Source organism: Tardiphaga robiniae, assembly GCF_001618955.1.
Lineage (GTDB): Bacteria > Pseudomonadota > Alphaproteobacteria > Rhizobiales > Xanthobacteraceae > Tardiphaga > Tardiphaga robiniae_A.
Window position 1 is genome coordinate 395,146 of sequence record NZ_LVYV01000034.1, and the last position, 17,574, is coordinate 412,719.

The window sequence follows — 17,574 nt, forward strand, 5'->3', positions numbered from 1 at the left end:
ACGGGCAAAACACTCTCATCATCGATCATAAGGAATACGACCGTGCGGTCCGTCATGTCTTCTCGACTCGTCTCAGGTGCTTTCGCGGCAGTACTGCTGGTTTCCGGCGCAACGGGGGCGTTCGCTGACAACTGGCCGAGCCGGACGATCAAGCTGATCGTTCCGTTCCCGCCGGGCGGTGCTGCGGACATCACGGCGCGGGTCTATGCCGACAAGCTCGGCGAGGCGCTGAAGCAGACTATTGTGGTCGAGAACAAGGCTGGTGCCGGTACGGCTATTGCTGCCGACGCTGTCGCCAAGGCCGATCCGGATGGCTACACGCTGTCGCTGGCGCCGGCGGGGCAGCTCACGATCCTGCCGCATATTAACAAGACCATCTCTTACGACCCCTTCAAGAGCTTCACGCCGGTGGCGATGCTCGCGTCGGTGCCTTACGTGCTCGCGGCCAGCCCGGATACGCCGGTCTCCAGCGTCAAGGAGCTGGTTGCTGCTGCGAAGCGCGAGCCGGGCAAATTCACCTACTCGTCGTGCGGACCCGGCACGCTCTGCCATCTGAGCGGCGAGCTGTTCAAGAGCCTGACCGAGACGGATCTGCTGCATGTGCCGTTCAAGGGCAGCGCGCCGGCGGTCAATGCACTGCTCGGAAACCAGGTGAACCTGTCTTTCGACACGCTGACGGTGCTGGCGCCGCAGATCCGCGACGGCAAGGTCAAGGGTCTCGTTATCACCAGCCGCGAGCGCTCGTCGCAGCTTCCCGATGTGCCGACGCCGGCGGAAGCAGGCGTGTCTGATTTCGTCGTCGACTCCTGGTTTGGCCTCGTCGTGCCTGCAGGGACGCCCGATGCCATCATTGATCGCCTGAACGCCGAAGTGGTGCGCATCGGCGCGCTGCCGGATGTTCGCGAGCGTCTTGAAAAGCAGGGCCTCAGCATCACGACCTCGACGCCTCAGGCTTTCGCCAAGACGATCAAGGACGATTACGCCCGCTGGGGCAAGGTCGTGGATGCGTCTGGCGCGAAGCTTTTCTGACCACTAGTCATATTGCCTGACACATCGGTTGGGGAGAGCGGAAACCAAGAAAGGCCGGGTTGAAGTTTCAACCCGGCCTTTCGCTTATCGATCCCTGCCGAAGCGTGCGCTCAGGCGGCAACCTTCGACTTCTCGATCGGGTGCGGAACGCGGAAGCCGACGGCGAGACGGTTCCAGACATTGATGGCGCCGATCGCCACGGTGATCTTGAGGCATTCCTCTTCCGAGAAATGCGCGCGCAGCGCTTCATAATCGGAATCGGGTGCGCGAGTCTGCGCGATCAGTGTGACAGCATCGACCCAGCCGAGGAGCGCGCGCTCGCTCGGCGTATAGACCGTCGATTCGTGCCAGACCGACATCATGTTGATCCACTGCTCGCTGAGACCGTCGTGACGGGATTCCTTCACATGCATGTCGACGCAGAAGGCGCAGCCATTGATGATCGACGAGCGGAGCTTGATGAGGTGGACGATCGCAGGCTCGAGGCCGCTCTCCTTGACAACATATTGATCGAGCGCAGCGACGGCTTTGTAAGCGTCGGGGGCGGCCTTGGCGATGTTGAGACGGGCTTGCATGGTCTTTCTCCTCGGTGTGCGGTTTCAGGTTTCAGTTGGCATTGCGGCGTCGTTCGTTGAGTTCCAGAAAGGCGCAGCCGCGGGCGGCGATGGCGCCGTCGGTGTCCTTGGCGCGGAGATCGCCGAGCACATCGGCGATGCTCACCTTGGCCAGCTCATCGCGATAGACGCGCTCGGCACGCAACATCGCGGCATTGATGCCGCAGGGCGCCGTCGGTTTGCCGGGCAGGGGACTGGGGCCGCGCTGGCGGATTTCACTGCAGCGGAAGGCGGGAGCGGTGCCTTCGACGGCGAGCACGATGTCGAGAAGGGTGATGTCGTTGGGGCTGTGCGCGAGGCGATAGCCACCGGTCGGGCCGGGCTTGGTCGTCAGCAGTCCCGCGCCGGACAAAGCCTGCAGATGCTTAAGCAAATAGCTGGTCGAGACCCCGTGGAATTCTGCCAGGGCGCTTGCCGAGAGCACGCCGTCGGGCTGCAGGCCGGCCATCATGGCCACGCTGTGGATCGCCTGCTCAACGCCATCGCTCATCTTCATGGCTTCGTCCTCAATCTCTATCGTGGATAATATTTATCCGTGATTGGCTCGCGTGTCAATTGGGTTCTTTGGGGACGTGTGGGCGGGAATAGCGCAGCGTATTCGCCGCAATCACGGGAGGAGGATCGGCGGGTTACGCTGCGCTAACCGCCCTACGGCTGCGTTGAAATCTCAGTCGGTCAATCCAGAGCATTGCGGAGGCGAATGCCGCTGACATGCAGCGATGTCTCCCACAAGGGCGCCAGCGTCTTCAGGGACGGCAGGACGCGCAATTCGACGCCAGCGGCTTCCAGTGCTTTTTCGATGTTGTCGATCCGCTCAACGTTCAGCGGCATGGATGGCGCGCGCGATATCCAGATGCCCGCGTCGTCCAGCGATTCAAACCCGTCCGGCGAAAGCTCGTAGCGATAGATTGTGGTGTGGGAGAGTCTGTCCAGCCAGCCGAGTTCGATATGCGCAACCATGCGGCAGGTGGTCATGTTCTTGTAGGCGGTGAGGTATTCCGGCGTTGTCGTCGCTGTCGGCCAGACAAAAATGCGCGGGCAGTCGCGCGGGAACAGATACATCGGCGCATGCCAGTCATCGATCGCCCAGACCAAGGGGCCGTTGAGCCACTCCTGTTCCTGGGCGCGAGGCGTTGCCACCTTCACCGGCCGTGGCATGAAGACTTCAATGTTGTTCTCGTCGCTGAAATGAAACAGGCGCATGGCGCACTCATGGGCGTCGGCGTGCAGGGCGTCAACTGCGACGCGGACTCTTGAACCGCGCACAATGAACTTGTTGCTTTGTCATGTCGGATTGGCCGGTTCCGGAACGTCCTCCAGATGAACCACGTTGAAACGCCCCAAGGGAGGATCATGTCATGACCGGTTCCAGCCTGATACCTGCGGTCGAACTCGTGAAGAAAGCCGGCTTTCGCTATCCCAATGAAAGCAGTGAATACCGTCAGGCGCGCAATGCGCTGCTTGTCGAGGAGATCGAACTGCGGCGCCAGATCGAACGCGTCGCGGAGCTGCGTCGTGCGCTGCCAGATGGCGGCGAGGTGACCAAGGACTATGACTTCATCGGCGAGAAGGGCCTCGTGAATTTCGCGGGCCTGTTCGGCGACAAACAGACGCTCGTCGTTTACTCCTACATGTATGGGCCGCAGCGCGAGAAACCTTGCCCGATGTGCACATCGCTGCTGTCGGCCTGGGACGGCGAGGTGCCTGACATTACTCAGCGCGTGGCGCTGGCCGTTGTGGCGCGCTCGCCGATTGAGCGGCTGGTCGCCTTCAAGAAGCAGCGTGGCTGGCATTACCTGCCGCTGTTCTCGGACACCTCCGGCGCGTTCAGCCGTGACTATCACGGGCTGACGAAGGACGGCGGTGACGATGCTGCCTTCAACGTCTTCACCCGCCGCAGCGGCAAGATTCGCCATTTCTGGAGTGGCGAGATGGATGGATCCACGGCCGATCCCGGCCAGGACCCGCGCGGCGCACCGGACCTGATGCCGCTCTGGACGGTTCTGGACGTCACGCCGGAGGGGCGGGGCACCGACTGGTATCCGAAGCTGAACTACTGAGGTCGTGATCATTTGGCGGCTTAGCCGGCACAAATTGATCGTTGTGATTACCTAAATACCGCAAAGGGAAATGTGGTTCCACGCGCACCAGCCTCACACTAGGCCAATGGCCTAATAGCAGCGTGCCAATAGTTCGGGCCGGGCGTGACCCAAAACCCCAGCGCGCCTGAGACCGGCCTGCGAGAGCCCCGAAAGCTCTCGCAGGTTCCCCGAATTCGTCCTGTCGGTTACTCAAAAAGGCCATGATTGGCAGGCCTTTAGGTAGGCAATCGGTGGGGGACCTCCAATTAATTCGCATTTAACTAAAACTCGCCTTAATGGCGTTTCGCATCCCTGCGCGGTGCATTTCGAGACCTGTGTGTCTCGTCAGGCACAACGGGCAGAGAGCTTAGTAAACGTGTGTTGGACGTCAGGCGTATGAGTAGCAGTAAACGTGCGTTGAACCATTCTGCACCCTCACGCCGAGGCCAGCATCAGGTGTCGAAATCCAGTTCACGTATGTTCGTGACCGGCGCTGCACTGGCTGCCGTCGCATTGACCGGTGGATGGACGCTCGCCGGCAAGCTTTTCCAGAACGGCGTGCAGCCTGCGATGGTCTCCGCCAATCTCGGCGGTGATGCAGGCGTCGGCCAGTCATCCTTCGCCGAGCGCTTCGACAGCCGCTTCTCACGCACTGAACACCGTACGTCCTTTACCGAGCGTTTCGAGCCGGCCGTTAATGCGCCGCTCGCAGCCGCGCAGCCCGAGCCCAAGCGTCAGGTCGCCTGGTTCGACCCGACCTATTCGATGGGCGCCGCGCCCGAGCGCTTCGTCAAGCGCACCCCGGCTTCTGAAGCTGTGATCCCTGCACCGGCTGCGAAGCCGCAGGAAGTCGCGCTGATGCAGCCGGCGCCGACGGTGCGCCAGCTCGTCGACAGCATTCCGATGCCGGCCGCACGGCCTTCCGATACCCGTACGGCGTCCGCGCCGCAGCAGGCGACACAAGCGCCGTCGCAGCCGGTCGCACAGGCCAGCGCCGCCAGGGGCGGCGCCTACGGCCACGACTCGCTGGTTCAGAAGGCGCGACTGGCGCTGGCCGCACAGCCCAAGTCCGGCAATTTCAACGTCTTCGAGAAACTGTTTGGCGGCAACGCTCCGCAGTCGGGCCCCGTGCTCGCTTATGCGGGCTCCGACGGCGGCGTGCTGAGCAACGGTACCGATGCGGCGGCCAGCAACGAGCCCACCCTGAGCGATCGCACCACCGCAGTCTACGACATCTCCGCGCGTAAAGTTTACATGCCCGACGGCACCAAGCTGGAAGCGCATTCCGGCCTCGGCAGCCGTCTCGACAATCCCGCTTACGCCCATGAGCGGATGCGCGGCGTGACGCCGCCGCACATCTATGATCTGAAGCCGCGCGAGGCTCTGTTCCATGGCGTGGCCGCGCTGCGCCTGACGCCGGTGGGCGGCGAGGGCGCGATCCATGGCCGCACGGGTCTGCTCGCGCATACCTACATGCTCGGCCCCAATGGCGATTCCAACGGCTGCGTCTCGTTCCGGGACTACAACAAGTTCCTGCAGGCCTATCGCAATGGTGAAGTGAAGCGCCTCATCGTGGTTGCCAAACTCGACTGATCGATACGGTGACGTGCCGCCCATGAAGGCGAGGCATGTTCAGTCATTATGAGCCGACCTTCGGATCGATCTTCCGTGCACTCGCGACATCTGCCGCGCCGCCCGCGTTGTCGCCCATTTCAAGCCGTGTCATGCCGCGCAGATAGAGTGCCTTGGCGTATTTCGGATTGATGCGCAGCGCCGCATTGAAATCGGCCATCGCGCGGTCGTTGTCACCCTTGTCGGACCATACATTGCCACGATTGGTCAGCGCCGCCACATAGGTCGGTGCGATGCGGATCGCCTCGTTGTAGTCGGCGATGGCACGATCGTTGTCCCCCTTCAGGCTGAAGGCGAAGCCGCGGTTGAACACCGGGCAGGGGTCGTTCGGATTGATCCGGATCGCTTCGCCGAAATCGGCGATTGCGCGTGCATGATCGCCCTTCACCAGCCAGGCGCCGCCGCGATTGCTGTAGGCGCCGCCTTCCTGCGGGTTGAGACGGATCGCCATGTCGTAGTCGGCAATAGCGCGGTCGTTATCGTCCTTGGCGTACCAGGCGACACCGCGATTGACATAGGCGTCGGTATTGTTGGGATCGAGATCCAGCGCGACGTTAAAGTCGCGGATGGCGCGGTCGTTGTCGCCGCGGGCGAGCCAGAGATTGCCGCGCATGAAATAGGCGCGGGCATAATCCGGGTTCAGGCGAATGGCTTCATCGAAAGCGGCCATGGCAGGGCCGCTCTCGTGCCGTTCATTATACTCGAAGGCACGGTTGAAATGCAGCTCAGCAAGCTGGCGGCCGCGGTAATTGCCTGACGCGATGGCGCGGTCGCAGGCCGCGATCGCCAGGACGCCGGAGGCATCGGTACATTGCTGTGCATCGTCGGCGGCAGCTTGCGCGATCGGCATTGCTGCGCTCGCCAGCAGGGCAGCGAACAGGACGCGGATGGCGCAACGGTTCAGGCTTGGAAAGTGGCGCATGGCTCGACCTCTCGCGTGTGACAGGCGTTGGTCACACCGCGAAGAGGAAGGGTTCAATGGTGGGAGAGGCTATCGGAAATCGATGCTGCGGAGCACGATGCCCGGTGGTCTTCCCTCAAATTCGGAATTCGCGAATTTGCGTGCTGCGCAGGCCTCGATGCGATCGCGCAACCGGATGAATTGCTCCTCACGCTGCTCGGGCTTGGTGCGGGTCGCCTTTTCAAGCTCGTCCATCGCGCTGGTGCTGATCGCGCATGTAACTTCTGTCGCGTCATTCATCATCGAGAACAGGACGACCATGCGATTATATTCGAAGCTTTGGAAAACACCGTGTGTAAGCGCCATCGTCGTCTTCCCGCTTCAGGCCTTGCGCTTCGGCACGACAGGGTTGAGTTCAGCGATCTTGCGCAAGCATTCGGCCTCGGTGGGATGTGGGCCCGTAACAAAGGTTCCGCTGATCTTGGTGCTGTACCAGCCGGACTCGACGCCGAGGCGGAGAGATTCTGCGACTTGAACGTGACGGTGCAAGAGGTTCTGCATGAGGATGCTTTCGGTTGAGCGCTGGCTGCTGCGGGATCGCTGCGACCTGCGTAATGATGGGATCAGTCGTTGGCGGCAAGCCGCGTGAAGTCGTCCAGCACGATCGCGATCAGATCGCGGTGCTGGGTATCCTGTGCGCTGAGCGATGCGCCGTAGAGATTGAGGACGTAGCGCGCCTTTGCTGCAGCCTCGGGCCATGTGGTGGCCGGCGTGGTCAGTAACTGCTCTTCGAGTGCCAGCTGCCGCTCACGCAGTGCTGCGGCATTGGATTCGACTTCGGCGAGACTGCGCCGGATATCGGTGGCTTTCTGTGCCGCCATGCCGCGGCGGCTATCCAGCTCGACGGGAGTGTCGGTCATGGTGCGCTCGCATCGATGCGCTGCACATCTGCCAGCTCAAGCGACCCAATGGAGATCATCTCCATGGAACTTGTATGGGGTGGTGCACCGGGCACGATCATCATGGTCGCGGTGCGCCGATAGCTGGCGAAGGACAGTCCCTCGATCATCTCCTCATCGGTGATGACGTCATACGACCCTGCCGGGATCAAACGACCAAGGCCCTTCAACTGGAAAGGATGCTTGAAAGTAACGGTCTCACGGCGCGATCTCGTGGTCACGCGCGCATGTCGCTGCTGAGATCCGGCATCCGTTCAGCGTGCGCCTATTCACAGACATTAGCCACCGATTTCTTTGAGCGATCCGGTGTTTCGTCGAATTTCGCTATGATTGTCTTGTTATTGGACGTTTTGTCGCCATTTCGAGGATGTATCTGACATCGATGACATTCTGGCCGACGCTTGCGCTGGGTTTTTCTCGCAAGATCGTCGCGCAATGTGCAACGCTTGCGATGTCTCGCTTTTGAAATCAACGATTTGCCGGGATGAGGTGTTTTGCATGAAGATCCGTGTTGGCTACGAGATGATCTATGATTTCCCGCAGCCGACGCCTGTCATGATCGTGATGGGCATGCACTTCACGCGTGCCTCCGACGTGGTGGTGCCGGACTATCTCACAATAAATCCCTCAATTCCGATCACGCCGTATCGCGATGGCTTTGGCAACTGGTGCAGCCGCATTGTTGCGCCGGCGGGCCGCATCATGTTCAAAGCCGACGGTATCGTCAACGATAGCGGCAAGCCGGATATCATCGTGCCGTCTGCCATGCAGCATGCAGTGGAGGACCTGCCGGCCGAGACGATCGTCTATCTGCTCGGCAGCCGTTACTGCGAGACGGATCGGCTGTCGGACGTCGCCTGGCAGTTGTTCGAGAAGACTGTGCCTGGCTGGGCGCGCGTGCAGGCAATCTGCGATTTCGTGCATAACCATATCCAGTTCGGTTACGAGCACGCACGCGCGACCAAGACCGCCTGGGACGCTTACAACGAGGGGAAGGGCGTCTGCCGCGACTATGCGCATCTGGCCATCACCTTCTGTCGCTGCATGAACATCCCCGCGCGCTACTGCACCGGCTATCTCGGTGACATCGGTATGCCGAAGCCATGGGCCGACGGCGATTTCGCCGGCTGGTTCGAAGCCTATATCGGCGGTCGCTGGTATACGTTTGATGCCCGCAACAACATCCCGCGCATCGGCCGCGTGTTGATTGCGCAGGGCCGCGATGCGGCCGACGTGCCGATCACGCAGACTTTCGGGCCGAACACGCTGGTGAGTTTCAAGGTGTGGACGGACGAGATTGATGAAACCACGGAGGCTGCGCACTGATTTGCTTTGTCGGCTCTCGCTTACCTTCGCGTAAGCCTGCATTTTCAGCAGCATGTGAGCAGCCGGCAAGGAACCGAGTGCTCAGACGAGAATTTCACCTGTCGTAACTTCGTAAGGACAGGACTGATGGCAAACACTCTGACAAGCCTGACGACCGCCGTGGCGTTGATCGCGGGTTCCAGCGCCGCGGCTTTGGGCAGCGGCACGGACGCACAGCGCGAAGCCTGCACGCCCGATGCGTTTCGCCTCTGTACATCCGCGATGCCGGATGAGGGGCGCGTGGAAAACTGCCTGCGCAACGCTGGCCCGCGCTTGAGCCGCTCTTGTTACGATGTGTTCTTTCCGCAGTCGGCCAACAATCAAGCCCAGATGACGCGTGGGCAGATGCCAGTGCGCGAGCGAGCACAGCCTTCGGCCCCGGATCGCATGCAGACACCGTCGTCGATGCCGCAGATGCCGCCGGCCAGCGGTGATGATGATTGAGGCAGGGCAAGATCTAGTCTCGCGATAACAAGCAAAGGCGGTGCTGATTGCACCGCCTTTGACCTATGTCGGATAGACTGTTGAGCAGATGGGTTACTTGAAGCCGCCGGTGGCGTGCAGCGTTTCGCCCGTCACGTAAGATGCAGCATCGGAAGCCAGGAATGCGACGACGGAAGCGATTTCCTCGACCTTGCCGATGCGACCCATCGGCGTGGCGGATTCGATCCACTTGCGCATGTCGCCTTCATGGAATCCGGCTGACACCACGCCCTCGGTTGCGATCATGCCGGGATTGACGGCGTTGACGCGGATCTTGCGTGGCGCAAGTTCCTTCGCCAGTACCGATGTAATTGCATCGACCGAGGCCTTGGTCGCGGTGTAGACCGCCGAGCCCGGTGGGGTGATCGTCGAGACGCCCGATGAGATGTTGATGATGCTGCCGCCATCGGGGTTGAAGTGTCTGGCCGCTTCCTGCGAGGCGAGCAGCAGCCCGAGCACGTTCAGATCGAAATATTACAAACGCCTCAATCAATTTCGATTTCAGCTTTTCAAACAAAAACCCCGGCATCGCTGCCGGGGTTCTGCATTTGATAGTTCGCTTGAACAGCGTGGACTTAGAAGTCCATGCCGCCCATGCCGCCGCCTGGAGGCATGCCGCCGCCGGCGCCGCCCTTCTTGGGCAGTTCGGCAACCATGGCTTCCGTGGTGATCAGGAGGCCGGCAACCGAAGCTGCGTTCTGGATCGCTGCACGGACAACCTTGGTCGGATCGATGATGCCCTTCTTGAGCATGTCGCCGTAGGTGCCGGTCTGCGAGTCGAAGCCGTAGCTGTAGGTCGCGGTCTCGAGCACCTTGCCGACGATGACCGAACCGTCTTCGCCTGCGTTGATGGCGATCTGGCGAGCCGGAGCCGACAGGGCCTTGCGGACGATCTCGACGCCGGTCTTCTGGTCGTCGTTCGCGGTCTTGATCTTCTTCAGCTGTTCCGAAGCGCGGAGCAGAGCGACGCCGCCGCCGGGGACGATGCCTTCTTCAACCGCAGCGCGGGTCGCATGCATCGCGTCATCAACGCGGTCCTTGCGCTCCTTCACTTCGATCTCGGTCGCGCCGCCGACGCGGATGACGGCAACGCCGCCAGCCAGCTTGGCAAGACGCTCCTGCAGCTTCTCACGGTCGTAGTCCGAAGTGGTTTCTTCGATCTGCGCCTTGATCTGCGACACGCGGGCTTCGATGTCCGCCTTCTTGCCGGAGCCGTTGACGATGGTGGTGTTTTCCTTGTCGATCATCACCTTCTTGGCGCGACCGAGCATGGCGAGCGTGACGTTCTCGAGCTTGATGCCGAGATCTTCCGAGATCGCCTGGCCACCGGTCAGGATCGCGATGTCCTGCAGCATGGCCTTGCGGCGATCGCCGAAGCCCGGAGCCTTCACAGCGGCAACCTTGAGGCCGCCACGCAGACGGTTGACGACGAGAGTGGCGAGAGCTTCGCCTTCGACGTCTTCCGCGACGATGACGAGCGGCTTGCCGGTCTGCACGACGGCTTCCAGCAGCGGAAGCATTTCGTTCAGGTTGGAGAGCTTCTTCTCGTTGATCAGGATGTAGGCGTCGTCGAATTCAACGCGCATCTTGTCAGCGTTGGTGACGAAGTAGGGGGAGATGTAGCCGCGATCGAACTGCATGCCTTCGACGACGTCGAGTTCGGTTTCGAGCGACTTGGCTTCTTCGACCGTGATGACGCCCTCGTTGCCGACCTTCTTCATCGCGTCTGCGAGGAACTTGCCGATTTCCGCGTCGCCGTTGGCCGAGATGGTGCCGACCTGGGCGATTTCGTCGTTCGAGGTGACCTTCTTGGAGTTCTTGACGAGGTCAGCAACCACAGCTTCCACAGCCAGGTCGATGCCGCGCTTCAGATCCATCGGGTTCATGCCGGCGGCAACCGACTTGGCGCCTTCACGGACGATCGCCTGGGCGAGAACGGTCGCGGTGGTGGTGCCGTCGCCGGCTGCGTCGGCCGACTTCGAGGCCACTTCGCGCACCATCTGGGCGCCCATGTTCTCGAACTTGTCCTCGAGCTCGATTTCCTTGGCGACGGTGACGCCGTCCTTGGTGATGCGGGGAGCGCCGAACGATTTGTCGATGACGACGTTACGGCCCTTCGGACCGAGGGTCACCTTCACCGCGTTGGCGAGAATGTCGACGCCGCGCAGCATCTTGTCGCGGGCATCAACGCCGAATTTCACTTCTTTGGCTGACATATTTTGCTTCCTTGAAAATCAGGAGAGATGGAGAAAGGCGCTTAAGCGGCCTTCTTCTTGGCAGGAGCGGCGCCTTCGAGGACGCCCATGATGTCGCTTTCCTTCATGATCAGGAGGTCCTGACCATCGATCTTGACCTCGGTGCCCGACCACTTGCCGAACAGCACGCGCTCGCCGACCTTCAGGTCGATCGGGATCAGCTTGCCGGCTTCGTCGCGGCCGCCTGCGCCGACAGAGACGATCTCGCCCTGGGAGGGCTTCTCTTTGGCGCTATCCGGAATGATGATGCCGCCAGCGGACTTCTCTTCGGCGTCGATACGCTTGACCACAACGCGATCGTGAAGCGGACGGAATTTCATGCAGTCCTCCTAAGTTTCTGTAGATGCTTGAGAAATTTAAATTGGCAGTCTGAGCCAACAAGTGCCAGCGCAGCTCGTCCGGACATAGGCCGAACGTTCCCCACCGGCAAGGGTCTGTATCAAATATTTTGGCACTCAAATATGACGGGTGCCAGAATTGGTTAAGACCCTCCGATACCGGTCTTCGAATGCGTTAGCAATCGCGGTAAGTGGCTGCCAACACTCGGCTTTCAATACATTATTAAACTTTTAAGCTTGTGATGAGGACGTTGCTTGCGTCACATTTCATGTATCGTGTTGTCATGGGCGAAGTGGAAGCCGGTTCGCTGCAGTCAGCACGGTCACAGGAGAGCAGAGCGAAGTTCGACGTCAAACCGGAATCCACTTAGCCGAATGCGCTCTGTCCATGGAGGTTGAACATGGTCTCGAGAAATGCAGCTTCTGACGATTTCAGAAAGCAGGTGCTTGGCTACGGACTGACGACGGCGCAGATCCTCTACCGCATGCCCGACCACCCCTCGCTGCTGCAGACCTATGTCTGGCAGAATTACGATCTGTTTCCGAAGTTTCCAGCGCTGAAGGACTTCCTGGATTTCTGGCAAGAGAAGCTCGATGGCCCGCTCTTCGCGGTAACCGTCGCGCATTCGAAACTGATCAAGCCGGCCGAGCTTCGTGCCGTGGATGGCGTCTTCCGGTTGCACTAGTCCGCGCCTCTCAACGCGCCGGATGAATTGCCGCTGTGCTGAACTACAGCTAGGTTCCCAGACGCGCTGGCCGTTTGTTTGGCATTGCGCCGGGTGGGAAACACGACATGGCGAAGCTGAAGCGAACGTCAAAGAGCGCGGCGAAAACGGCTGCGACGAAGAAGCCTGCGACACAGGCGGTAGCGAAAGCAGCAAAGAAGCTCTCTGTTGGCAAGCCGACCAAGGCGAGTACAACAGCTGTCGCCAAAGCCGCGGCGAAACCTGGTATGCGCCGCAAGCAACGTGTTGCGATCAGTCATTATCGCGAAGAAGCGTTTCTCGGCGATGGTCTGCGTGCCTACGCAAAGTATCGCGATCTCGGCGTCGCCGCTGCGACCGGCGGTTTGGCGCACGCGCATGTCATCCGGCTGATCGGACCTTGCGATCCGAAAGAGGTCTCCAAGCTTCACTATCACGATGCCGAGTTTCAGCTGGTCTATGTGCTGAACGGCTGGGTGAAGACTTACATGGAGGGCGAGGGCGAGACATTGATGCGCCAGGGCTCGAGCTGGACCCAGCCGCCGCGCATCAGGCATCTGATCCGCGATTACTCCGACAATTGCGAACTACTGGAAGTGATCCTGCCGGCGGAATTCAAGACGGTGGAAGTCCGGTAGTTCGCGTGCGGAAATGCGACGCGTGCCTTGTTCGCGCATCGCAGTGGTGTTGAATCAGCTATGCTGAGCCCGTCGCTGCCCTGGCCCTCAACGAGTATCTCATGACTGCATCCGTTCCGGTTTTCGACGGTCACAACGATGTGCTGCTGCGGCTGTACAAATCGCAATCGCACGATCCGGTATCCGACTTCCTGACCGGGGAAGCCGCCGGTCACATCGACCTGCCGAAGGCGAAGGCCGGCGCGTTCGTCGGCGGGCTGTTCGCGCTGTATTCGCCGGCGGCTCAGGCGTCATCGGGCTTCATGGCGCAGATGACGGGCGGACGCTACGCCGTACCGCTTCCTGAGCCGCTGACGATGGACGAGGCGCGCAATTCCGTCGTCGCCGAACTGGCCATCCTGCTGCAGCTCGAACGCGCTTCCGCAGGCGCGGTGGCGATCTGCACCACCACCGCCGAAATCCGGTCCGCCATTGAGCGCAAGGCGCTGGCCGTGGTGGTCCATCTGGAAGGCGCGGAGGCCATCGACGCCGAGCTCAGATTCCTCGACGTTCTCTATGCGGCGGGGTTGCGGTCGATCGGGCCGGTGTGGAGCCGGACCAACGTCTTCGGCCATGGCGTGCCGTTTCACTTCCCGTCCGGGCCCGATCTCGGCGACGGTCTCACCGCGGCCGGCGAGCGGTTGATCGGCGCCTGCAATGACCTGAAGATTCTGGTCGACCTGTCGCACATCACCGAGAAGGGTTTTTGGGATGTGGCGCGGCTGTCGAAGGCGCCGCTGGTGGCGACCCATTCCAATGCCCATGCGCTGTGCCCGTCGCCGCGCAATCTCACCGATAAGCAGCTCGCCGCGATCCGCGACACCGGCGGCATGGTCGGCCTGAATTTCGCGACCTGCTTCCTGCGCCCCGACGGCAGCATGCGGCCCGACACCGGCATCGAGCTGATGGTGCAGCAGATCGACTATCTGCTGGAGAAGCTGGGCGAGGATCACGTCGGGCTGGGATCGGATTTCGACGGCGCGGTGGTGCCCGAGGCCATCGACTCCGCCGCGGGCCTGCAGGCGCTGTTCGTGGCCTTGCGCGACAAGGGCTATTCCGAGACGCTGCTCGGCAAGCTCGGCGCGGGCAACTGGCTCGATCTGCTGCAGCGGACGATCGGCTGACCGGCGCTGGCGGCGTGTCTCAGGTGAGCATCCCCACGATCGCGCCCATCAGGCAGGTCGTCAGCGTCCCCGAGACGATCGACTTCACACCGAGCGCGTTGATTTCGTTGCGACGTTCCGGCGCCATGGTGCCCAGGCCTCCGATCATAATTCCGAGGCTGGCAAAATTTGCAAATCCGCACAGCGCATAAAGCATGATGAGGCGCGAGCGTGCATCCAGCGCATCGGGACCGAGCTTCGCCAATTGAACATAGGCGATCAACTCGTTGAGGATCGTCTTGACGCCCATCAGCGAGCCCGCGGTCAGCGCCTGGTCCCACGGCAGGCCCATCAGCCAGCACACCGGTGCCATCACGTAACCCAGCATGCGCTGCACGGACAGCGTGTTGCCTCCCACGGTCGGCATCATCATGAGGATCGCGTTCATGAGATACATCAGCGCCACGAAGACCAGCAGCAGGGCGATGATGTTGACGAGCAGTTCGATGCCTGCACTCGTGCCCTTGACGATCGCATCTATCGTGCTCGTGGCCGATGCGTCCGGATTGGCGAGCAATCCACCGGTGCGACGATCCTCCGTCTCAGGCACCATGATCAGGCTGACAAGGATCGCAGCTGGCGCCGAGAGCACGGAAGCAATCACGAAATGCGCCGACGCATCGGGGATCAGTGGCGCCATGAAAGTGGCGTAGAGCACCAGCACTGTACCGGCGATCCCCGCCATGCCGCCCGTCATCACCAAAAACAGTTCGCTGCGCGTGAGCTGCGCGAGGTAAGGGCGAATAAACAACGGGGCCTCGACCATGCCCAGAAAGATGTTCGCGGCCGTTGACAGCCCGACCGCGCCGCCGATGCCGAGTGTGCGTTCGAGCAGCCACGCCATGCCACGCACGATCGGCGGCAGGATACGCCAGTAGAACAACAGGCTGGTCAGTACGCTGATGACCAGCACCACGGGGAGTGCCTGCAGCGCGAGCACGAAATCCGCGCCGGGATTCTTGAGGTCGAACGGCAATGCGCCGCCGCCGAGATAACCGAACACGAAGGACGTGCCGGCGCGCGACGCTGCGGCGATGGTGCTGACAGCATCGTTGATGCTGCTGAAGGCGTGCGTAACGACGGGAAGCTTCAGCAGGATCACGGCAGCGACGATCGTCAATGCGAGACCGATCGCGGCCTGTCTCAGCGACACCTTGCTGCGGTTTTCACCGAGTGCCCAGGCGATCCCCAAAAGTGCGATGACGCCGAACGCCGATTGTAGCTGAAGCATAAATCCCCCGAAACCGCGGCGATGATGCCGCGGCTTCCCATGTCATGCAATCGCAATGCCGCTGAGGCAGATTACGTTTTAGCCGCGTCCGACGAACGGCATCTTCGTCGCCATGACCGTCATGGTCAGCACATTGGCATCGAGCGGCAGGCCGGCCATATAGGCGACGGCGTCGCCGACGGCCTTGGCGTCCATGCGTGGCTCCTGCTTCGAGGTGCCGTCGGGCTGCAGCACGCCGGGGCCGTTGACCATGCGGTCGGTCATGGGTGTGGCGGCGTTGCCGATATCGACCTGGCCGACGGCGATGTCATAGGCGCGGCCGTCGAGATTGCTGGCCTTGGTCAAGCCGGTGATGGCGTGTTTGGTCGAGGTATAGGCGGCGGAGAACGGGCGCGGCGCATGCGCCGAGATCGAGCCGTTATTGATGATGCGGCCGCCGCGGGGCGTCTGATCCTTCATGATGCGGAAGGCGTGCTGCGTGCACAGGAACGGCGCGGTGAGATTGGTGTTCACCACGGCCTGCCACTGTTCGAGACCGAGGTCTTCGAACGGGATCGCGGGCGCGCCCATGCCGGCATTGTTGAACAGCACGTCGAGCCGGCCGAACTCCTGCATGGTCCTGGCGAACAATGCTGCGATGGAGGCGGGGTCGGCCATGTCGGCAGACACCGGAAGGCTCTTGCCGCCATTGGCCGCGCCGAGCTTCTGGGTCTCTTGCAGCAGTTCGAGCCGGCGACCGGCGAGCACGACGGTGAAACCGGCATTCATCAGCGCGAGCGACGCGGCACGGCCGACGCCGGTGCCAGCTCCGGTCACGAGTGCGATTTTGTTGGTCATCTGTTTCGTCCCTGTTTTCTTTTTACGAGAGGTCTTTTTGAGTGAGGTCCCGGACCATGAAACGTGCGTTGTCGCCGTAGCTTTGCAGTTTCTGATCCAGTTCGGAATCGCGCATGATGGTGAAATCGTGCCGCTGCCAAAAATGAACTGAATTGTTGACGGCAACAAGCGTCATGTTGGGCAGTTGCATCAGCCTGGCGCGTGCCGCCACCATATCGACGGCGACGGTCGCCGCGCCGGATCTGCGGGTTTCGGGCAGCAATGCGAGATCGTGAATGTAGAAGGTCGACGGCGCGGCGGGTATTGTCAGCAGGCTGTTCAGTGACGGCGGCTCCCTGAATTGCCAGGGATGGCTGATGAGATAACCCTTGATCCCGTCCTGGGCTTCGAGCACGGCGCAACCGCCTGGATTCAGCGCCAGGCGGTTTGCGAACACGACCTCATCTTCGGGAAAATCGGGATGAACGGCATCGGCGATGGCGAGGACGGACGGCAGGTCTGCCTCCGTCATGATGCGCCATTTCATCGGGGCTGCGGTCATCGCGGCCGCGCTCAATTGTCTTTCTTGTAGGGCGGGCGCGGAATATTTTGATGTGCCGCGCGCAGTGCTGCCGACCAGCGCGAGCGCAGGTCGTGGAAATAGGGCTCGCCGGCTTCAATACGGTGATTGAGATCGGCGTCGCAGACGTCGGTGCGCACCACCAGCACATCGATTGGCAGGCCGACGCCGATATTGGAGCGCATGGTCGAGTCCATCGAGATCAGGCCGGTCTTGAGTGCCTCATACAATTCGACGTCGTAATGCATCGCGCGGTCGAGCACCGGCTTGCCGTATTTATGCTCTCCGATCTGCAGATAGGGCGTGTCCACCGTGCATTCGATGAAGTTGCCTGCCGGGTAGATCATGAACAGGCGCATCTTGGCGCCCTTGATCTGGCCGCCGAACAGAAATGAGACGTCGAAATTGATATCCTCGGCCTCCAGCGCCTTGCCCTCGGAGGCGTTGACATGCCGGATGGCGCGGCCGATGCGCTGCGCGGCCTGAAACATCGTGGGCGCGTTCAACAGGGTCTCCAGCTCGCCCGTGGTCGGGTTTTCGAGGCCCTCGCTCAGCGTGGAGAGTACAGACTGGCTGATGGCGAGATTGCCGGCCGAGGCCACCGCCATGATGCGGTCGCCGGGCTGGTTGAAGATGTGCAGCTTACGGAAAGTCGAAATGTTGTCGAGTCCGGCATTGGTGCGCGTGTCCGCGATCATCACCAGGCCGTCCTTGACGAGAATTCCGCAGCAATAGGTCATCGTCGG

At 61.4% G+C, this 17,574-nt stretch carries 22 protein-coding genes and 1 pseudogene; 8 read left to right on the forward strand and 15 right to left on the reverse strand.

Annotated elements, in window-relative coordinates:
- Positions 1-54 precede the first annotated feature (54 nt).
- Entirely contained in the window at positions 55-1,029 is a 975-nt protein-coding gene (locus A4A58_RS21935; RefSeq protein WP_068736066.1) for a Bug family tripartite tricarboxylate transporter substrate binding protein, read from the forward strand.
- A 110-nt stretch (positions 1,030-1,139) separates the two neighbouring features.
- Here A4A58_RS21935 and A4A58_RS21940 read toward each other — a convergent pair whose 3' ends face one another.
- The 3 genes from A4A58_RS21940 to A4A58_RS21950 form a co-directional block, all read right to left on the reverse strand.
- Positions 1,140-1,604 carry a carboxymuconolactone decarboxylase family protein gene (locus tag A4A58_RS21940; protein ID WP_068736067.1) on the reverse strand — a complete coding sequence of 155 codons (465 nt, stop codon included), beginning with the start codon at positions 1,602-1,604 and terminating at the stop codon, positions 1,140-1,142.
- Positions 1,605-1,635: 31 nt separating this feature from the next.
- Positions 1,636-2,139, reverse strand: coding sequence for an RrF2 family transcriptional regulator (locus A4A58_RS21945; RefSeq protein WP_068736069.1), 504 nt, complete (start codon positions 2,137-2,139; stop codon positions 1,636-1,638).
- A gap of 179 nt (positions 2,140-2,318) precedes the next feature.
- Positions 2,319-2,846 carry a DUF6886 family protein gene (locus A4A58_RS21950; protein WP_068736071.1) on the reverse strand — a complete coding sequence of 176 codons (528 nt, stop codon included), beginning with the start codon at positions 2,844-2,846 and terminating at the stop codon, positions 2,319-2,321.
- Between the two features lie 155 nt (positions 2,847-3,001).
- Here A4A58_RS21950 and A4A58_RS21955 point away from each other — a divergent pair, with 155 nt between their 5' ends.
- Both A4A58_RS21955 and A4A58_RS21960 read left to right on the forward strand, forming a co-directional pair.
- Positions 3,002-3,703 (forward strand): DUF899 family protein, encoded by a 702-nt coding sequence (locus A4A58_RS21955; protein ID WP_068736074.1) that lies wholly within the window; start codon positions 3,002-3,004, stop codon positions 3,701-3,703.
- A gap of 477 nt (positions 3,704-4,180) precedes the next feature.
- Positions 4,181-5,317 (forward strand): DUF2778 domain-containing protein, encoded by a 1,137-nt coding sequence (locus A4A58_RS21960; protein ID WP_244499829.1) that lies wholly within the window; start codon positions 4,181-4,183, stop codon positions 5,315-5,317.
- Between the two features lie 46 nt (positions 5,318-5,363).
- Here the strand turns inward: A4A58_RS21960 and A4A58_RS21965 are convergent, their stop codons facing one another.
- The 5 genes from A4A58_RS21965 to A4A58_RS21985 all read right to left on the reverse strand — a co-directional run bounded on the left by A4A58_RS21965 (position 5,364) and on the right by A4A58_RS21985 (position 7,437).
- Entirely contained in the window at positions 5,364-6,278 is a 915-nt protein-coding gene (locus tag A4A58_RS21965; protein WP_068736080.1) for a tetratricopeptide repeat protein, read from the reverse strand.
- Between the two features lie 69 nt (positions 6,279-6,347).
- Positions 6,348-6,623, reverse strand: a complete 276-nt coding sequence (locus A4A58_RS21970) for a DUF1488 domain-containing protein (protein ID WP_068736082.1) — start codon at positions 6,621-6,623, stop codon at positions 6,348-6,350.
- Positions 6,624-6,638: 15 nt separating this feature from the next.
- A complete protein-coding gene (locus A4A58_RS21975; RefSeq protein WP_068736084.1) occupies positions 6,639-6,818 on the reverse strand; it encodes a hypothetical protein in 180 nt (59 codons plus the stop codon).
- A gap of 62 nt (positions 6,819-6,880) precedes the next feature.
- Positions 6,881-7,177 carry a hypothetical protein gene (locus A4A58_RS21980; RefSeq protein WP_068736086.1) on the reverse strand — a complete coding sequence of 99 codons (297 nt, stop codon included), beginning with the start codon at positions 7,175-7,177 and terminating at the stop codon, positions 6,881-6,883.
- Positions 7,174-7,437 (reverse strand): hypothetical protein, encoded by a 264-nt coding sequence (locus A4A58_RS21985; RefSeq protein WP_068736091.1) that lies wholly within the window; start codon positions 7,435-7,437, stop codon positions 7,174-7,176. Before A4A58_RS21985 ends, A4A58_RS21980 begins: the two co-directional genes overlap by 4 nt.
- A 277-nt stretch (positions 7,438-7,714) precedes the next feature.
- Between A4A58_RS21985 and A4A58_RS21990 the strand changes: the two genes are divergently transcribed.
- Both A4A58_RS21990 and A4A58_RS30410 read left to right on the forward strand, forming a co-directional pair.
- Positions 7,715-8,542, forward strand: a complete 828-nt coding sequence (locus A4A58_RS21990) for a transglutaminase-like domain-containing protein (protein ID WP_068736094.1) — start codon at positions 7,715-7,717, stop codon at positions 8,540-8,542.
- Between the two features lie 126 nt (positions 8,543-8,668).
- The gene (locus A4A58_RS30410; protein ID WP_081421993.1) at positions 8,669-9,025 is read left to right on the forward strand and encodes a hypothetical protein; all 357 of its coding nucleotides are present in this window, start codon (positions 8,669-8,671) and stop codon (positions 9,023-9,025) included.
- 93 nt (positions 9,026-9,118) lie between these two features.
- On the opposite strand, the pseudogene A4A58_RS22000 reads toward A4A58_RS30410, so the two are convergent.
- The 3 genes and pseudogenes from A4A58_RS22000 to A4A58_RS22010 all read right to left on the reverse strand — a co-directional run.
- Positions 9,119-9,538: pseudogene (locus A4A58_RS22000) on the reverse strand (SDR family NAD(P)-dependent oxidoreductase); the annotation flags it as partial.
- 101 nt (positions 9,539-9,639) lie between these two features.
- Positions 9,640-11,280, reverse strand: coding sequence for a chaperonin GroEL (gene groL / locus A4A58_RS22005; RefSeq protein WP_068736095.1), 1,641 nt, complete (start codon positions 11,278-11,280; stop codon positions 9,640-9,642).
- Between the two features lie 41 nt (positions 11,281-11,321).
- Positions 11,322-11,639: a co-chaperone GroES gene (locus A4A58_RS22010; protein WP_068736096.1), complete on the reverse strand. Its 318-nt coding sequence runs from the start codon at positions 11,637-11,639 to the stop codon at positions 11,322-11,324.
- Positions 11,640-12,058: 419 nt separating this feature from the next.
- On the opposite strand from A4A58_RS22010, the gene A4A58_RS22015 reads away from it, so the two are divergent.
- The 3 genes from A4A58_RS22015 to A4A58_RS22025 all read left to right on the forward strand — a co-directional run bounded on the left by A4A58_RS22015 (position 12,059) and on the right by A4A58_RS22025 (position 14,162).
- The gene (locus tag A4A58_RS22015) at positions 12,059-12,343 is read left to right on the forward strand and encodes an usg protein (protein ID WP_068736319.1); all 285 of its coding nucleotides are present in this window, start codon (positions 12,059-12,061) and stop codon (positions 12,341-12,343) included.
- A gap of 107 nt (positions 12,344-12,450) precedes the next feature.
- The gene (locus A4A58_RS22020) at positions 12,451-12,999 is read left to right on the forward strand and encodes a cupin domain-containing protein (RefSeq protein WP_068736097.1); all 549 of its coding nucleotides are present in this window, start codon (positions 12,451-12,453) and stop codon (positions 12,997-12,999) included.
- 101 nt (positions 13,000-13,100) lie between these two features.
- Entirely contained in the window at positions 13,101-14,162 is a 1,062-nt protein-coding gene (locus A4A58_RS22025) for a dipeptidase (RefSeq protein ID WP_068736098.1), read from the forward strand.
- A gap of 19 nt (positions 14,163-14,181) precedes the next feature.
- On the opposite strand, the gene A4A58_RS22030 is transcribed toward A4A58_RS22025, so the two are convergent.
- From A4A58_RS22030 to A4A58_RS22045, 4 genes are all read right to left on the reverse strand, one after another.
- Positions 14,182-15,432, reverse strand: a complete 1,251-nt coding sequence (locus A4A58_RS22030; RefSeq protein WP_068736100.1) for a NupC/NupG family nucleoside CNT transporter — start codon at positions 15,430-15,432, stop codon at positions 14,182-14,184.
- A gap of 78 nt (positions 15,433-15,510) precedes the next feature.
- Positions 15,511-16,269 carry an SDR family oxidoreductase gene (locus A4A58_RS22035; RefSeq protein ID WP_068736102.1) on the reverse strand — a complete coding sequence of 253 codons (759 nt, stop codon included), beginning with the start codon at positions 16,267-16,269 and terminating at the stop codon, positions 15,511-15,513.
- Positions 16,270-16,291: 22 nt separating this feature from the next.
- Positions 16,292-16,810 carry a GNAT family N-acetyltransferase gene (locus A4A58_RS22040; protein WP_068736104.1) on the reverse strand — a complete coding sequence of 173 codons (519 nt, stop codon included), beginning with the start codon at positions 16,808-16,810 and terminating at the stop codon, positions 16,292-16,294.
- Positions 16,811-16,821: 11 nt separating this feature from the next.
- A complete protein-coding gene (locus A4A58_RS22045) occupies positions 16,822-17,568 on the reverse strand; it encodes a proteasome-type protease (protein WP_068736107.1) in 747 nt (248 codons plus the stop codon).
- Positions 17,569-17,574: the final 6 nt, after the last annotated feature.

What these genes read in the sequence shown, in the direction of transcription:
- A4A58_RS21935 (WP_068736066.1), top strand. Translation starts at nt 55, where the DNA reads ATGTCTTCTCGACTCGTCTCAGGTGCTTTCGCGGCAGTACTGCTGGTT.
- A4A58_RS21940 (WP_068736067.1), bottom strand. Translation starts at nt 1,604, where the DNA reads ATGCAAGCCCGTCTCAACATCGCCAAGGCCGCCCCCGACGCTTACAAA.
- A4A58_RS21945 (WP_068736069.1), bottom strand. Translation starts at nt 2,139, where the DNA reads ATGAAGATGAGCGATGGCGTTGAGCAGGCGATCCACAGCGTGGCCATG.
- A4A58_RS21950 (WP_068736071.1), bottom strand. Translation starts at nt 2,846, where the DNA reads ATGCGCCTGTTTCATTTCAGCGACGAGAACAACATTGAAGTCTTCATG.
- A4A58_RS21955 (WP_068736074.1), top strand. Translation starts at nt 3,002, where the DNA reads ATGACCGGTTCCAGCCTGATACCTGCGGTCGAACTCGTGAAGAAAGCC.
- A4A58_RS21965 (WP_068736080.1), bottom strand. Translation starts at nt 6,278, where the DNA reads ATGCGCCACTTTCCAAGCCTGAACCGTTGCGCCATCCGCGTCCTGTTC.
- A4A58_RS21970 (WP_068736082.1), bottom strand. Translation starts at nt 6,623, where the DNA reads ATGGCGCTTACACACGGTGTTTTCCAAAGCTTCGAATATAATCGCATG.
- A4A58_RS21975 (WP_068736084.1), bottom strand. Translation starts at nt 6,818, where the DNA reads ATGCAGAACCTCTTGCACCGTCACGTTCAAGTCGCAGAATCTCTCCGC.
- A4A58_RS21980 (WP_068736086.1), bottom strand. Translation starts at nt 7,177, where the DNA reads ATGACCGACACTCCCGTCGAGCTGGATAGCCGCCGCGGCATGGCGGCA.
- A4A58_RS21990 (WP_068736094.1), top strand. Translation starts at nt 7,715, where the DNA reads ATGAAGATCCGTGTTGGCTACGAGATGATCTATGATTTCCCGCAGCCG.
- A4A58_RS30410 (WP_081421993.1), top strand. Translation starts at nt 8,669, where the DNA reads ATGGCAAACACTCTGACAAGCCTGACGACCGCCGTGGCGTTGATCGCG.
- groL (WP_068736095.1), bottom strand. Translation starts at nt 11,280, where the DNA reads ATGTCAGCCAAAGAAGTGAAATTCGGCGTTGATGCCCGCGACAAGATG.
- A4A58_RS22010 (WP_068736096.1), bottom strand. Translation starts at nt 11,639, where the DNA reads ATGAAATTCCGTCCGCTTCACGATCGCGTTGTGGTCAAGCGTATCGAC.
- A4A58_RS22015 (WP_068736319.1), top strand. Translation starts at nt 12,059, where the DNA reads ATGGTCTCGAGAAATGCAGCTTCTGACGATTTCAGAAAGCAGGTGCTT.
- A4A58_RS22020 (WP_068736097.1), top strand. Translation starts at nt 12,451, where the DNA reads ATGGCGAAGCTGAAGCGAACGTCAAAGAGCGCGGCGAAAACGGCTGCG.
- A4A58_RS22025 (WP_068736098.1), top strand. Translation starts at nt 13,101, where the DNA reads ATGACTGCATCCGTTCCGGTTTTCGACGGTCACAACGATGTGCTGCTG.
- A4A58_RS22030 (WP_068736100.1), bottom strand. Translation starts at nt 15,432, where the DNA reads ATGCTTCAGCTACAATCGGCGTTCGGCGTCATCGCACTTTTGGGGATC.
- A4A58_RS22035 (WP_068736102.1), bottom strand. Translation starts at nt 16,269, where the DNA reads ATGACCAACAAAATCGCACTCGTGACCGGAGCTGGCACCGGCGTCGGC.
- A4A58_RS22040 (WP_068736104.1), bottom strand. Translation starts at nt 16,810, where the DNA reads ATGACCGCAGCCCCGATGAAATGGCGCATCATGACGGAGGCAGACCTG.
- A4A58_RS22045 (WP_068736107.1), bottom strand. Translation starts at nt 17,568, where the DNA reads ATGACCTATTGCTGCGGAATTCTCGTCAAGGACGGCCTGGTGATGATC.